This window comes from Eubacterium album, assembly GCF_025336545.1.
GTDB classification, from domain to species: domain Bacteria; phylum Bacillota; class Clostridia; order Lachnospirales; family Lachnospiraceae; genus Eubacterium_U; species Eubacterium_U album.
This window is the reverse complement of the sequence record NZ_JAODBU010000007.1, coordinates 123,594-139,861: the sequence shown is the minus strand read 5'-3', so window position 1 is coordinate 139,861 and position 16,268 is coordinate 123,594. Positions and strand designations below refer to the sequence as shown.

Annotated in this window: 12 protein-coding genes and 1 tRNA gene; 4 read left to right on the top strand and 9 right to left on the bottom strand. The window is 32.6% G+C overall.

Annotated elements, in window-relative coordinates; all coding sequences use genetic code 11:
- Positions 1–89: 89 nt before the first annotated feature.
- From N5B56_RS08225 to N5B56_RS08200, 6 genes are all read right to left on the bottom strand, one after another.
- On the bottom strand, positions 90–1,076 hold the full coding sequence (locus tag N5B56_RS08225; protein WP_260978715.1) for an ABC transporter substrate-binding protein: 987 nt from the start codon (positions 1,074–1,076) through the stop codon (positions 90–92).
- A gap of 142 nt (positions 1,077–1,218) precedes the next feature.
- Complete coding sequence (locus N5B56_RS08220; protein WP_260978714.1) at positions 1,219–2,199, bottom strand: ABC transporter substrate-binding protein; 981 nt, start codon at positions 2,197–2,199, stop codon at positions 1,219–1,221.
- Positions 2,200–2,462: 263 nt separating this feature from the next.
- Complete coding sequence (ligA, locus tag N5B56_RS08215) at positions 2,463–4,415, bottom strand: NAD-dependent DNA ligase LigA (protein WP_117909646.1); 1,953 nt, start codon at positions 4,413–4,415, stop codon at positions 2,463–2,465.
- Positions 4,416–4,446: 31 nt separating this feature from the next.
- Positions 4,447–5,181: a pseudouridine synthase gene (locus N5B56_RS08210; RefSeq protein ID WP_117909648.1), complete on the bottom strand. Its 735-nt coding sequence runs from the start codon at positions 5,179–5,181 to the stop codon at positions 4,447–4,449.
- 83 nt (positions 5,182–5,264) lie between these two features.
- A complete protein-coding gene (locus N5B56_RS08205; RefSeq protein WP_117909650.1) occupies positions 5,265–5,879 on the bottom strand; it encodes a thiamine diphosphokinase in 615 nt (204 codons plus the stop codon).
- A gap of 45 nt (positions 5,880–5,924) precedes the next feature.
- The gene (locus N5B56_RS08200; RefSeq protein ID WP_117909651.1) at positions 5,925–7,265 is read right to left on the bottom strand and encodes a hypothetical protein; all 1,341 of its coding nucleotides are present in this window, start codon (positions 7,263–7,265) and stop codon (positions 5,925–5,927) included.
- Positions 7,266–7,488: 223 nt separating this feature from the next.
- Between N5B56_RS08200 and N5B56_RS08195 the strand changes: the two genes are divergently transcribed.
- From N5B56_RS08195 to N5B56_RS08185, 3 genes are all read left to right on the top strand, one after another.
- Positions 7,489–7,560: transfer RNA gene (locus N5B56_RS08195), tRNA-Arg, on the top strand.
- 221 nt (positions 7,561–7,781) lie between these two features.
- Positions 7,782–8,960 carry an ISL3 family transposase gene (locus N5B56_RS08190; RefSeq protein ID WP_260978713.1) on the top strand — a complete coding sequence of 393 codons (1,179 nt, stop codon included), beginning with the start codon at positions 7,782–7,784 and terminating at the stop codon, positions 8,958–8,960.
- 189 nt (positions 8,961–9,149) lie between these two features.
- On the top strand, positions 9,150–9,383 hold the full coding sequence (locus N5B56_RS08185; protein ID WP_117909655.1) for a hypothetical protein: 234 nt from the start codon (positions 9,150–9,152) through the stop codon (positions 9,381–9,383).
- Positions 9,384–9,446: 63 nt separating this feature from the next.
- Here N5B56_RS08185 and N5B56_RS08180 read toward each other — a convergent pair whose 3' ends face one another.
- The 3 genes from N5B56_RS08180 to N5B56_RS08170 form a co-directional block, all read right to left on the bottom strand.
- Positions 9,447–10,457 (bottom strand): DUF5688 family protein, encoded by a 1,011-nt coding sequence (locus N5B56_RS08180; protein ID WP_260978712.1) that lies wholly within the window; start codon positions 10,455–10,457, stop codon positions 9,447–9,449.
- Positions 10,458–10,734: 277 nt separating this feature from the next.
- Positions 10,735–12,558, bottom strand: coding sequence for a translational GTPase TypA (gene typA / locus N5B56_RS08175; RefSeq protein ID WP_117909659.1), 1,824 nt, complete (start codon positions 12,556–12,558; stop codon positions 10,735–10,737).
- A 118-nt stretch (positions 12,559–12,676) separates the two neighbouring features.
- The gene (locus N5B56_RS08170; RefSeq protein ID WP_260978711.1) at positions 12,677–13,303 is read right to left on the bottom strand and encodes a YigZ family protein; all 627 of its coding nucleotides are present in this window, start codon (positions 13,301–13,303) and stop codon (positions 12,677–12,679) included.
- 381 nt (positions 13,304–13,684) lie between these two features.
- On the opposite strand from N5B56_RS08170, the gene N5B56_RS08165 reads away from it, so the two are divergent.
- Positions 13,685–16,267: a transglycosylase domain-containing protein gene (locus tag N5B56_RS08165; protein ID WP_260978710.1), complete on the top strand. Its 2,583-nt coding sequence runs from the start codon at positions 13,685–13,687 to the stop codon at positions 16,265–16,267.
- Position 16,268 lies beyond the last annotated feature (1 nt).

Below are 16,268 nucleotides of genomic sequence, written 5' to 3'. Positions count from 1 at the left end.
CTACTAAGTCGTATTCACACCACTTAGCAGTATTTTTATTTATATGGTTACTAAATTTTTCTACTCATTATTAGTTTCTTTTATTAATATTAATTTCCTTTTACATTGTCAAATGCAATTTCACTTATATCTTTTGGACCATTTTCAAGAAATCCTGCTTCTACCATAAAGTCTGCTAAATCCATAATTCCCTGAAGTTGTGTTGTATAACTTGAAGCCGGATCATTCATCCATGAAAGAATTTCATCTGCTGTTGCATCATATCCATCTGACAATATTTCAGCTGTTTCCTGTGGATTTTCATTAATGTATTCCATTGCTTCTTCCATTGCATCACAAACTGCCTGATATAATTCAGGTTTATTTTCTTTTAACTTATTTGAAGCAACACCTACAATAAATGTATTTCCATTAGGCCATACATCTTCACCTATTTTAATTTTATGAACATTATCCGCTGCTTCTTCCATAAAATTATATGGAGAAATTACCATGTGACATTGGACTGCACCACTTAATAATGATGTATATCCATCTGCATTTGATAAAACCGTAAGTTTTCCGTCTAGTGCATGTGCATCTCCAAGATATGCCTTAGCCGCCATTGCTAACAAAATATGTGGATGACTGTTCAATCCTGTAATTGCTATCTGATCCTGAGCTGTAATATCTTTTAATGAATTTATATCATCCTGATTTGTTAAAATACCATATGGCTGTGATGAAATTCCCGCAAAAATCTTTCCCGGAATTCCTGCTTTAATACCTGTAATCGCAGGAGCTGCTCCCATGCAACCAATATCAACTGAGCCTGATGTTAAACCTTCATTAATAGCTGCACCATTTGCAAGCATCTGCCAGTCAATATTCACTTCTCCGTCATAATGTTTCTCAATAAGTTTTTGATTCATCATTACCAGTATCGGTGCGTATGCAATACTTGACTGATATGCTATTGTGATTTTTTCTTTACCGTTATCTTTCTTACTTTCTGTATTGTCTGAACTGCTTCCACACGCTGTAAATGTTACTGCCAATATCATTGACATAATCAATGCCACAATTTTTTTCTTCATTTCCATGCTCCTTTATGTTTCATTTTGTAAAATGTTTAATTTTCTCTTTTGTGTTACTTATTTTTGATTTTTCAACTATTTTTAATAACAAGCTAAAATATTTAAACAGGCTAGTCTTATTCAACTTTGTTATTTAAACAATTTAATTTCCTTCCACATTATCAAATGCTATTTCACTTATGCTTTCAGGTCCTTTATCGAGGAAATCTTCTTCTACCATAAAGTCAGATAACTTCATAACGCCCTGAAGCTTTGTTGAAAATACTGACGCATCATCAGTTAACCAAGATACAATTTCTTCCTGCGATGCATCGTAATAATCTTTTAAAATATCTGCTGTTTTTTCAGGATTATCATTTATAAATTCAATTGCTTCATCCATTGCCTTACAAACTGCTTCATATAACTTTGGTCTTTCTTCTTTTAATTTTTCTGTTGCAACACCTACAATAGTTGTATCTCCTACAGGCCATACACTTTCATCAACCTCAATCTGATCAATTCCCTCTTTGTTTTGTTCCATAAAGCAATACGGTGACATTATCATGTGACACTGAACTGCACCACTTACTAATGATGTATATCCGTCTGCATTTGGCTGTGCTACAAGGTTAGCATCCAATGCATGAGCATCTCCAAGATAAGCCTTAGCTGCCATTGCCAAAACTATATGTGGCTGGCTATTTATTCCTGTAATTGCTATCTGGTCTTCCTTTGTTATATCCTTTAAAGTCTTAATTTCTTCTTTATTTGTTGATATTCTATAAGGCTGTGATGACATTCCTGCAAAAATCTTATAGGGTGCTCCTGCTTTAGCCCCTGTAATTGCAACTCCTGTTCCTATTGCTCCTACATCAACTGTATTAGAAGTTAATCCTTCGCTGATTGCTGCTCCACCCGAAAGCAACTGCCAATCAATATCAACATTTCCATCATAATTCTTTTCAATAAGTTTCTGATCCTTCATTACTAAAATTGGTGCATATGCAATTCCTGACTGATATGCAACTTTTAAAGATTCAGTACTATCCTTTCCCTGCTTATCGTTGTTCTTTCCTCCACAAGCTGTTAATGATACTACCATTGCAGCTATCATAGCTAATGCTATAACCTTTTTTCTCATTTTTTTCTCCTTCTCACATTAAGTTATTACCTTTTAGTTATATGTATTATAACTTTATTTTCAAATTACCAAATCATTATAACACTTATAATCAAAAAAGCAACAGGAAATTAAAAAAGTTTTTTGTTTAACTTTTCCAATTTTCTGTTGCTTTATATTTTTATAAAATGAGATTGAAGTCAAAAGCCTCAACTTTGATGCCTACGGATTGTTCCGTGCCATACACTCCCACAATCCTACCCAATCATAAAATCCCTTTAGAATTAATTCTGTGCCACTAATTTCATAAATCCCTGTTCATCTATTATTTCAACACCAAGTTCCTTTGCCTTTTTATTTTTTGATGAATTTGAATTTATATCATTATTAATCAAATAATTTGTCTTTCCTGTAACACTACCTGTTACTTTTCCCCCTCTATCTTCAATAAACTTTTTAAGTTCATTTCTATTTGCAAATTCATTTACAGTTCCTGTTATAACAAACGTTTTTCCTTCAAGTACCTGTTCATCATTGCTTTGCTCAATATAAAGTTCAACCTCTAATAATAAATTATTAAGCTTTCTATTGTTTTCTTCATCTGCAAAATATTCAACAAACTTCTTTGCCATAATCTCTCCAACTCTATCAATAGCCACAAGTTCTTCAACTGTTGCATTTCTGATTTTGTCGATAGAATCTAACTGCTTACAAATCATCTTTGCATTTGAAATTCCTATATTAGCAATTCCAAGACTATAGATAAACGAAGGAAGAGTTACTCTTCTGGATTTTTCAACTGCTGCTGTTATATTATTATATGATTTTTCACCAAATCCTTTTTTATTTACTATTTCCTCTTTAAATCTGTCTAAGTGGAAAATGTCAGCAAATTCTTTAATATAACCTTCATCTATAAATTTTTCCAAAGTTTCTTCTGATAGTCCTTCTATATTCATTGCATCTCTTGATACAAAATGAGAAAATGCCTTAACATGTTTTGCAGGGCATTTAGGATTGTCACAATACAAAGTCTTAATTCCGTTTTCATTCTTTATTATTGTATTGCCCATACATACAGGACATTTGTCAGGAATTTCTACATTTCCACTTTTTGTAAGATTTTCTGCAATCTGCGGGATAATCATATTTGCTTTATAAACTAAAATACTATCACCCACACCAAGTTCAAGTTCTTCCATAATACTTACATTATGAACACTTGCCCTGCTAACAGTTGTCCCTTCAAGTTCAACAGGTTCAAACACAGCCACAGGATTTATAAGACCTGTTCTGCTTGCACTCCATTCAATGTATTTTAATTTTGTTTCGGCCTGCTCATCTGCCCATTTGAATGCTATTCCATTTCTAGGAAATTTTGCTGTCGAGCCAAGAGATGCTCCATAAGCTAAATCATCATACATTAATACAAGTCCATCTGATGGAACATCAAATGTCTTTATTTTTTCTGCAAAATATTCTACAGCCTGCTGCATATTTGCTTCAGTTACCTCTTTATGTTCTACAACCTGAAATCCCTGTTCTTCAAGCCATTTCATCTGATTTGCCATAGAATTTCCAAAATCTACTCCCGGAGCACTAATCAGGGCAAATGCAAAAAAGTTTACATTTCTTTTTGCAGTTATCTCATTGTTAAGCTGACGTACTGAGCCCGAGCATAAATTTCTGGGATTTTTATATTTTGCATCCGCATCCTCTATTGTGGCATTTATTTTTTTAAAATCCGAATACTTAATTACCGCTTCTCCTCTTAGCACAAGCTGTCCCTTATATGAAATATTAATTGGAATATTTTTAAATGTTTTAGCATTATTTGTAATTACTTCTCCTACAATACCATTTCCTCTTGTAACTGCCTTTTCAAGAGTTCCGTTATTGTATGTTAAAACTACAGTAAGTCCATCTAGTTTCCATGACAAAAGTGCTTTTCTTTCTCCTGCAAATGAAGCAAGTGTTGCTACATCCTTTGTCTTATCAAGAGATAACATAGGACTTTCATGTGTTTCTTTTTGTAATTCACTAATAACCTCGTAACCTACATTTACAGTAGGGCTATTTGCCAATACAATGCCTGTTTCCTTTTCAAGTTCTACTAATTCATCGTATAACCTGTCATATTCAATATTAGGCATAATTTCTCTGCTCTCCTGATAATATGCCTTTGAAGCTTCGTTTAAAAGCTCAACTAACTCCTTTATTCTATCTAACTGCGCCATTTTATTTACCTTTCAAAATTATTTATAATTTTTATTTTCTAAAACTTTCTGCCATTGTTTCAAATTCTTCTTTTGTCACATCTCTATAACTTCCAATTGGAAGATTTCCTAACTCGATGTTCATTATACGGATGCGCTTTAATTTTACAACCCTATAACCTAATGCCTCACACATTCTTCTAATCTGTCTGTTAAGCCCTTGTGTAAGAACTATTGAAAACATATTTTTCTTTAATCTGACTACTTTACAAGGTCTTGTAACCGTATCTAATATTTCAACTCCACTACTCATCTTTTCAACGAATTCATCTGTTATCTGCTTATCTGTCCACACGTGATATTCTTTTTCATGTCCATTAGACGCTTTTAAAATGCTATTAACTAACGAGCCGTCATTTGTCATTAATATTAATCCCTGTGAATTTTTATCCAAACGTCCCACAGGATAAATTCGCTTTGAATAATTTACAAAATCAACAATATTATCTTTATTATTCAAATCTGTTGTACATTCTATTCCAACAGGCTTATTAAGTGCTATAAGTATTCTTTCGTCTTCTCTTGAAACCCTTTGTCCATTTACAACAATATCGTCATTTATAGTCACTTTTTGTCCCATTAATGCGACTTTACCATTAACAACTACTTTACCTGCTTCAATAAGTCTGTCCCCTTCTCTTCTTGAACATACTCCTGCATCACTTAAAAATTTATTTAACCTTATTAATTCGTGTTCGTCTTTTACTTCTTTCTTTTTATTATCCATATCATGTTCCTTTATAATGAAAAACGCCGGGATTATTCCCAACGCTATTTACATTTTTCTACATCTATCTTATCACCAATATTTTAACGGTCATAAATAATTAAAAGTGCACCTTTTTTCACTTCAATACTTACATCATTTCCCACAAATGTATTGCTTACTGCAAGTGGATAATCATTTGTCAAAGTTCCATCTTTAAGTTCATACTTTGCTCCTAAAATAGAAACTCCTTCCGCTTTATCACCTAAAGCAAAAATGGACAGATTTACGCAAATTCTATTTTTTAATATGATTTTAGAATCATTTATTACGTTGTAAACTCTATCGCTATCTACCATACGCATATCTGCACCTTTTTTTGCACCATAAAGCAAAGTCTGTATATTTGCAAATGTATGGTCAGCTCTTCCACCTGTACCACCGTAAATTCTAATATCTGTATATCCTAGCTTAATAGCTTCCATAACGGCAATCATTGTATCTGTATAATCTTTTTCTACTTGAAAAGTCTTTATATTTAATTCATCAGGAACATAACCTAATGAATCAAAATCTCCTAATGTCAAATCAGGACTAATTCCTAATTTTTTAACAATCTTATATCCGCCATCCACTGCTATTACATAATCATTTTCTTTTTTTGTAAAATTGGTGCCGGTATTATCTCCGGCACCAACTATATAGCATATATTATTCATTTTGTTCTCTCTTTATATATCTCTAAAGTTTCTAATTTTCAAATGCTACTGAGCTGCTCCATCATTTGTACTCTGATTTGCATTGTTCTGAGTTGCAAGTGCATCGTAGAAATTCTTTAAATCTCCATCTGCATTCAATGCATCATTTAATGAATTATTAACTTCCGTATACAATGCTACAACATCATCATCCTGAGAAATCATACTAATATAATCAAGAACTTCTTTGTCTGTAACTCCATTATGAATATAAATATTTCCCGTTTCATCATCTCTGATTACATATAGTATAGAGATTCCAGGTGCAGGAGTTGCAATATTCTTAATCTGTAATGAATATCTTACAAATACTACATATGTGTTAGCATATAATCCATTCTTTGTGTAGCATGTTATATCTGAATATCCTGTTATATAAGATGATTCTTCTGCTAAGCTATCCTCAGTAATACCATCCATATTGTCTACATATTGTGCTAACGCATTAACATCACCTGCTGCCTTTGCCTGATAGTAAAGTTTTACAACATCAGAGATATCTTCATATGAATCTTCCTGTAATGGATTGCTTGCCTGATCATATGATGTTGTTTCAGGTTCGTCATTTTTCTTATAATTTGTTGCGTTAATTCCAACTGCTATAAGTGCAATTACCGCTATAACTACCACAACAATTCCTATTACAGGAATAAATCGGCTAATACCTTTATCGTCATCATCGTAGTCATCATCATCATTTTCTCCATATATTGAATGACTATATCCGGCTTTTTGTTTATTATTCTTAGCACTTTTTTTCTTTTTCTTCTTTTTTCCTTTTTGTTTCTTTTCTTTTTCTTCTTTTTCCTCTTTGGCTTTCTTTGCCTTTTTGGCAGCTTCTTCATCAGCATAAATCTGCTTTAACAATCTACTTACTTCATCCTGAGGTTCTTCTTCCTCCGGCTGCTGTTTCATCACTTCATCTAAATATGCATTATCTAACGTTTCAAGCGTAGCCTCTTCCGACTTAATTTCATCTTCGCTTTCTGTATCATTTATAACTGTATCTGATGTCTGTGATTCAGATACTGTATCTTCTGTTATATCTGTTGATACATCTACCGGATTACCATTCTGTTCTTTATCTATTGAAATTTCATTGCCATCTTCACCCATCATTGTTAATCCGTCAGGTGTATCCTGAAGTTCAACAACTTCTGTGTCATTAGAAATTGCCTGTTCTTCCTGCTTCTGTAATTCCTGCTGTTTTAAAGCTTCTTCTTCAAGTCTTTTCTTCTCAGCTGCTGCTCTTTCTTCTTCAAGCTTAGCTAATCTCTTCTTTTCTTCCTGTTCTCTTTTTAATGCTTCTATATCAAAATCATTTATTCCATTACTTTTAAAGCCCATTATTAAATGCTCCTTGTATTATCTTTGTATTTCTATCGACTTCCTGTTGTCGTTTTCCAATACTCATTGTCCAATACATAATTTTATTTAAATATTTCTATATTATTTTAAACAAAACCTCCTTAAACTATATCAAATTATTTCTCCAAATTCAATACGACACTATTTATTATACAACAAAAATATTTGATATTTTCTTAAGATTCCTGTATTATATTTTTATGCGCCTATAGCTTAGTGGATAGAGCGCCGCCCTCCGGAGGCGGTAACGCAGGTTCGACTCCTGTTAGGCGCGTTTTTTACAAATTCACATTTAACTCAATTATTATTATCCATAATTCGATAATTTTCCATTGTTTTTCACTATTTTCAGTTATAAAAAGCAAAATAAAGGCTCTAAACTTTACTTGGGGGTAAGGTTTAGAACCTTTTTAAGTTTTAAGTAAAAAAAGTAGGCACAGGAACCTATAACCTTTATAATTAACTCACCACAAAATAACCGAAAGGAGATTGCCTATGCCTAACAATGATTTTATATCAAATATCCTAGAAATAAAAGACTTAATTATAACAAATGTTGAATCATATCCAGAAGAAATGCATATTTACTTTAAAATTGAACGTCGTGATCACGTTTGTCCATGTTGTGGTGCAGTGACAAATAAAGTTCATGACTATCGTCCTTCAATTATAAAAGATGCACCAATAATGGGTAAAAACACGTATCTTCATTACTCAAAAAGAAGATATCACTGTGATTGCTGTGGCAAACATTTTAACGAAAACTTTGCTTTACTTCCTAAACATTGCAGAATTACAACCAGACTAAATTTTCTTGCAATAAACATGCTTAAGGCGGTGCAAAATGTTTCCGCCGTAGCCCAACAGGTTGGAATATCGCCTTCTACCATTTTTAGAAGAATAGAAGATATTAAATATCCTAAACCTTCTGTTCTCCCACAGGTTTTATCCATTGATGAGTTCAAAGGTAACGCAGGCGGTGAGAAGTTTCAGGCAATACTAACTGATCCGAAAAATCATAAAATATTTGATATTCTTCCTTCAAGAACTCAATATAAACTGAAGGATTATCTATTAGAATTTCAAAACAGAAAAGATGTACGATATTTTATTATAGATATGAACTATGTTTATCGAGACATTGCAGAAACTTATTTTCCTAATGCAAACATAGTCATTGACAGGTTTCATGTGGTCAGATATATTACCTGGGCTTTAGAAAATGTAAGAAAACGTATTCAAAAGGATATGCATCCTTCAAAGCGTAAGTATTTTAAGAGAAGCCGGCGAATACTGTTATCTCATTATTGGATGCTTAACAGCGAAAACAAACAGGCCTTAGAAGTAATGCTCACGCAATCTCATGATCTGGCTGTGGCTTATTATTTAAAAGAGCAGTTTTATGATTTTATGGAATCAAAAGACAAAAATGAAGCTTATAAGAAACTTAGGAAATTTATATTAGCAGCACAGGCAAGCGAGTTAGAAGAATTTAATGCGACATTAACAATGTTATCCAACTGGGCTAAATACATACTCAATTCTTTCGATTGTTCATATTCAAATGGGTTTACGGAAGGAACAAACAATAAGATTAAAGTAATTAAACGAAATGCTTATGGATATAGAAATTTCGAGAACTTTAGGAATAGAATCCTTATGACTTCTGCTTAAAAGAGAAAACACAGTTGTGAACAATAGTTCACAACTGTGTCAAAAATCTTTTTACCCCCACTCTTGACAAAGAGCCATATATTTATTGCATTATGCCTTTTAATTTGATACAATTTAAAAAGAGGTTTTGCTAGGATTTAATTAATATTTTAGTTTACAATGTAAACTATTTATAAAGGAGAATGGACTATGTTTAAGAAATCAAAATTACGTAAAGGTATTAAAAAATGTAAAGATGAAATCACTCTACTTGAATCTAAACGTTCACGTTCACAGTCTGCGATAGTACAGGCTATTCTCGAGCAGCGCGATCCAGATGAAGAAGAGGTTGAATTTTTCAATCAATATACAGCTAAAATTGACGAAGCAAGAAATAATATGTATGCACTTCAGCGTGAATTAGATAATTTAGAATATAGATAGTTTATTTATTTTATACCATAAAAAGGACAACCGTTGTCAAATTAACTGTTGTCCTTTTTTATTTTACATGTATATTCTGTCGTCTCTTCTGCAGTATAAATACATATGATTTGATAAAATTTCAACTGTTTCTAATTCATTTTCATTAACTTCACCAATCATCTCATTTATTTCTTCATCTGAAATTTCATTATCTTTTGGTATCAATATTACTTCATGAACAGAACTTGGAATTATTATTAAATCTTTTTCTATTTTATCCGCAAACTTCTTAAGTAATCCATCATAAAACATCGTTCCTGCACCATTAATTCTTTTTTCATTTGTCAGAACATACATATCAATCTTATCATCATATTTCATTTTTTCAATTTCTTCACGTACATATTCTGACACTTTTTCTTTCGGATGTCCACCATAAGCACAATCTTCTTTAACAAAATCCCATTGTTCCTGTTCATCCTCATCATCCCATTGCATCGAAATATCATTAATAATCATCTCAGCAAGTAAATCTTCCATTCTCATTATAACCGGAGGCATTAATTCAGGTGTATTAGTTAACGCTACTTCTTCAATTTCTTTTTTGCTGACTTGCCACATATCTAAATGTTCTTTCTTAATCATCGCAGTAGCTGAATTATACGCATCTTCTTCTATCACAATATTATACACAATTGCCAAATCTAAAATATGTAAATGTGGAACAGTCTTAAGCATCTCTCTGTTCATATCGTAATTAATTACTTTATATGCTATTTTATTCTTTATATAGGAATAGTTCATAAAATCTTCCATACTAAAATTTAGTCCACAGGAATTCATAATATACATTTCAAATATCTCATTCGCTATATCCGAAATATCCTTTCCCTGACAAAATTCTTCATAGTAAGATTCCAAATAGATTGTTGGCGTTGCCCGATTTTCATCATTAACAACACTTATAGATTTTAGATGTACATTGTTATTCTTTACTATGTCCCTAATAACAACTCTGCCTGAAAGACCTTTTCTTTCAGCAAGCATTTCAAATTCCCCGTGAATTTTCTTAACAAAATTCTCATAATTCATTGGTTTGTACCCCTTTACACTTAATATCGTGTAATGTTACAAATCATTTATAGCCAAATTGATTTTATTATATTTCCAAATAAAAATCAACTACTTTTTTAATTTTATTTCTGTTTCTACTTTTTAATTTTATTTCTGTTTCATAGCGTGATTTCTTCAAAATTAATAAACTGAAGCCAAACTATGCCTTTCACTTTATTTTCACAAAAATAATAAAACGATTACTCATGACATAAATCATAGGTAATCGTTTCTTATTGATTTGCAAATTATAATTTTATTTATTTCTTTGCGCTCTCTTTCTCATTGTTGGGTCAAGAATTTTCTTTCTAATTCTAAGACTTTCAGGTGTAATCTCTAAAAGTTCATCAGTATCAATATATTCAAGTGACTGCTCTAAGCTTAATACTTTCTTTGGTACAAGTCTTAAAGCTTCATCTGAACTTGATGTTCTTGTATTTGACAAATGTTTTGTCTTACATACGTTAACTTCGATATCTTCTGCTTTTCCTGTTTGACCAACTATCATACCTGCATAAACTTTTTCACCAGGTCCGATAAATAATGTTCCTCTTTCCTGAGCGTTGAATAATCCATAAGTAATAGCTTCACCTGCTTCAAATGCAATTAATGAGCCTTGTTTTCTATACTGAACATCTCCCTTGTATGGACCATATCCGTCAAATACTGTATTCATAATTCCGTTACCTTTTGTATCAGTCATAAACTGACCTCTGTAACCAATTAATCCTCTTGAAGGAATTGAAAATTCCAATCTTGTATAGCCACCATTTGTTGGAGCCATCCCCTGAAGTTCGCCTTTACGGTCACTTAATCTCTGAATGATTGTTCCTGCAAATTCTTCAGGCACATCAATATAGCAGATTTCCATAGGCTCTAATTTCTTACCTCTTTCATCTTCTTTATAAATAACTTCAGCTTTACTTACTGCAAATTCATATCCTTCTCTTCTCATATTTTCGATTAATACTGAAAGATGAAGTTCTCCTCTTCCCGATACTTTGAAAGAGTCTGTTGATTCTGTTTCTTCTACTCTTAGACTTACGTCTGTATTTAATTCTCTAAACAATCTGTCTCTTAAATGTCTTGAAGTAACAAATTTACCTTCCTGACCTGCAAGTGGACTATCATTTACCATAAAATGCATAGAAATTGTAGGTTCTGAAATCTTCTGGAAAGGAATTGCTACAGGATTATCCAATGAGCAAAGTGTATCTCCGATATGAAGGTCTGTAATTCCAGCTATAGCAACAATTGAACCTACTGTTGCTTCCTTAACTTCTACTTTATTTAATCCGTCAAATTCATATAACTTTGTAATCTTAACCTTTTCCATTTTGTCCGGTTCATGATGGTTGACTAAAGCTACATCCTGATTAATCTTTAAAGTACCGTTATCAATCTTACCAACACCGATTCTACCAACATATTCATTGTAATCAATTGTGCTGATTAATACCTGTGTATCTGCATCAGGATCGCCCTGTGGTGCAGGAATATAATCAACGATAGTATCAAATAAGTCTTTCATATCTGTTGTCTGCTTATCTAAATCTAATGTTGCAAATCCCTGTTTTGCTGAAGCAAATACAAATGGGCAGTCTAACTGTTCTTCATTTGCATCTAATTCTATAAATAATTCTAATACTTCATCTATTACTTCTAAAGGTCTTGCTTCTGGTCTGTCAATCTTATTTATACATACGATAACAGGAAGCTGAAGTTCTAACGCTTTCTGAAGAACAAATCTTGTCTGTGGCATTGCGCCTTCAAATGCATCTACAACAAGAACAACACCGTTTACCATCTTAAGTACACGTTCTACTTCTCCACCAAAGTCAGCATGTCCCGGTGTATCAATAATATTAATTTTTGTATCCTTATATGTTACGGCAGTATTTTTTGAAAGAATTGTAATACCTCTCTCTCTTTCAATATCATTTGAGTCCATTACTCTTTCTGCTACTTCCTGATTTTCTCTAAAAACACCACTCTGCTTTAACAATTCATCTACTAAAGTTGTTTTACCGTGGTCAACGTGAGCTATAATAGCTATGTTTCTTACATCTTCTCTAATCATTTTTTCTCTTTCCTACTTAAATAAATCTTTGTTTATTGTATCACAAATGTTCATTTTACCACATAGAAACATCGTTTTCAATAATTTTTACATCTGCCTATTATTATTCTGTCTATTATTATTCCACAACAAATTCCGCTTCTTCTTTTTCTCCAAATACTGCTTTTCCATTTGTCGCTTCTACAACTTTCTTTTCAAATCCGTCATAATCTTCCTTCTTAACCGTGATATCAATTATGACTTTTTCAGTGTAAATTGTATCTATGTTTTTTATTCCCATGCTTGCAGCAATATATTGAATCTTTCCAATGCCATTGTAATCAGTTTCTATTTTTGTTCTTATTCCCTGAATTTTGCATACAATAGAAGCATTTTCAATTCCATCCTGAGAAGATTTTGTATAAGCTCTTATTAAACCACCCGTTCCAAGCAAAGTTCCTCCGAAATATCTTGTTACAACAATTAAAACATTATGAATATCATTTCCTTTTATAACTTCCAGTATTGGTTTTCCAGCTGTACCACTTGGTTCCCCATCATCTGAGAACCTCTGTGTTTCATTATTTTTACCAATTACATATCCGTAACAATTATGTCTTGCATCCCAGTATTTTTTCTTTAATTCTTCTATATATCCTTGAGCCTGCTCTTCCGAATCTATTGCATATACATGCGCTATAAACCTGGATTTTTTATCTACAAACTCACCAACTCCCGGTTTTGCAACTATTTTATATTCACTCATTAAAATACTCCCATAAAATTTTTAAAAATACACTAAATCTAAGTTGAGACGGATGGCATATTTAAATAAAATGCATTTGACGCCGTCGGTTCAAAGCGACAGCTATATTTTTCTTAGGAACATAAGTCCTAAGGAAAATATGAGATGGAGGTTTAGAACCGCTACGAGTGTCAAGCAGCGCGAGCGTTTTTTAATTAAATATGCCATCCGTCTCAAAAAGGATTTGGTGTTTTTCTAAATTATTTAGGTATATTTTAATAGGTAATATTTTATATTTCAACATTGTTCTCGATAAATTTATGAATTTTGTCTTATATTTTTCTTTTTTACTTTATAAAAATATATACTTTTGCTATAATGTAGCGGATAGGAGGATTATTTATGAACTATGGTTATAGAGAAACAATATCTAAACAAAAGAATCTTGTTTCAACCGGTCAACGTCTTTCAAAAAAGAGTTTAGTGGTATTTTTCAAGATTTTATTATACATTTTGCTTTTAATATGTATAACGGGATGTGCCCTTGTTTTTGGTATTGTTCGTGGAATTATTGATGCTGCACCTGATATTCAAGATGTATCAATTGTACCTTCTTCTTATTCAACAACTGTTTATAATAATAAAGAAAAGGAAATTGCAAAACTTGTCACTTCCGGTTCTAACAGAATAAAGGTTTCAATTGATCAGGTACCTGATAATTTAAAATGGGCTTTTATCGATACTGAGGATGCCCGTTTTTATGAACATAACGGTATTGATATTCAGGGTATCGGACGAGCTGTTGTTGTAGCAATTACAACTTTAAACCCTTCCGAAGGTGCAAGCACTATTACACAACAGGTTTTAAAGAATAATGTTTTTACTGATTGGACTTCAGAGGAAACTTTAGGTGATCAGGTCAAACGTAAACTTCAGGAACAGTATCTTGCAATTCAACTTGAAAAAGTTACTAAAAAAGAAACTATCCTTGAAACATATTTGAATACAATCAATCTTGGTTCTAATACATTAGGAGTTCAGGCTGCTTCCCATAGATATTTTGATAAAGATGTCAGTGATTTAACTTTATCAGAATGTGCCGTAATTGCCGGAATCACACAGAATCCGGCTGCTTACAACCCTATATATCACCCGAAGGCTAACGCTAAACGTAGGAAGAAAATTCTAAAAAATATGCTAGATGCCAGTCATATAACTAAAGATGAATATAATGAGGCTATGAAAGATGATGTATACAGTCGTATTCAGTCTGTAGATAATCAGATTACTCAGAGCAACAATGTTTACTCTTACTTTGTTGATGAAGTGGTTTCTCAGGTTATGAGCGATTTACAGGAACAAAAAGGTTATACTTATACTCAGGCTTATAACGCCGTATATAGTGGTGGTTTAAAAATTTACACTACTCAGGATTCAAAAATCCAAAAAATTTGCAATAAAGAATTATCAAACGCTGAAAACTATCCCAATACAGTTTCTTATTCCATTAACTGGGCATGGACAATTCAGCACGCTGATGGAACAACTGAAAACTATTCAGAAAGTTACATCAATTATTATCACAAAGTTCTTTTGAACGAATCTTCTTTTAAATTAATTTTTTCAACAAAAGAAGCTGCAAAAGAATGTGTAAAACAATATAAAAAATATTTATATCCTGATGGATTAGCTGATGATGATGTTGAATATGAAACTTTATATTACACTCCTCAACCTCAGGCTTCATTCACAGTTATGGACCAATATACAGGATACGTTAAAGCTATTGTTGGTGGAAGAGGTTCTAAGAAGGTTAGTTTAGGTCTTGACCGTGCTACTCAATCAACAAGACAGCCGGGTTCAACATTTAAAGTTTTATCAACCTATGCACCGGCAATTGATACAATGGGATATACTTTAACTACTAAAATAAAGGATGAACCTTTTAATTATTCTAATGGACGTCCTGTTAAAAACTGGTATAGTGGTTACCGTGGTACTGTTACAGTCAGAAAGGCTATAGCTGATTCCATGAATGTATGTGCCGTAAAAACACTTACAGAAATTACACCGCAACTTGGCTTTGATTATTTATTAAATTTTGGTTTTACAACATTAGTTCAAAACAGAACTGAAAAAGACGGCTCAGTTGTTTCTGATATTCAACAGCCTTTAGCACTTGGTGGTATTACTGATGGTATTACTAATTTGGAAATAACTGCTGCATATGCAACAATCGCAAATCAGGGAACTTATACAAGACCTGTATTTTATTCAAAAGTAGTTGATAGTAACGGAAGAATATTATTAGACAATACTACTCCTACTACACATACAGTTCTTAAGTCATCTACTGCTTCACTTTTAACTCAGGGAATGACAAGTGTTATTACTGAAGGTACAGGTAAAGCATGTGCGCTTACAGACGGAATGCCTGTTTCAGGTAAAACAGGAACAACTTCAAGTGCTTACGACTTATGGTTCTGCGGATATACACCATATCTTACTGCATCAATTTGGACAGGATATGATGAAAACAAAGAACTTGGTTCCGACCAAGCATATCATGAAAGATTATGGTCAAAAATTATGAGCCAAATTGATCAGGTTAAAGGCTATGAAGTTAAGGATTTTGAAATGAGTGATGATGTTGAAGAAGTTACTCTTTGTTCATCATCAGGTGCATTAGCAATCGAAGGCGTATGTCCTCATACTTATACAGAGTATTTTTCAAAAGATACTGCACCAACAAATAAATGTAGTTATCATTATGGTACTCCTAAAAAGACTACTAACGAATCATCTACAGAAGCAACAACCTCAGGGACTGTAACAGTTGGCTCGGCAAATGCTGCTGACAATGCTGCTGACAGAAAGACTTCAGTTTCAAGTGGTTCTTCTGATTCGTCAGGTTCTGATGATGCTAAAGACGGTTCCGGTAGCTCAAATGATGGCTCTTCCGGTTCTAATGGTGCTAAAGAATAAT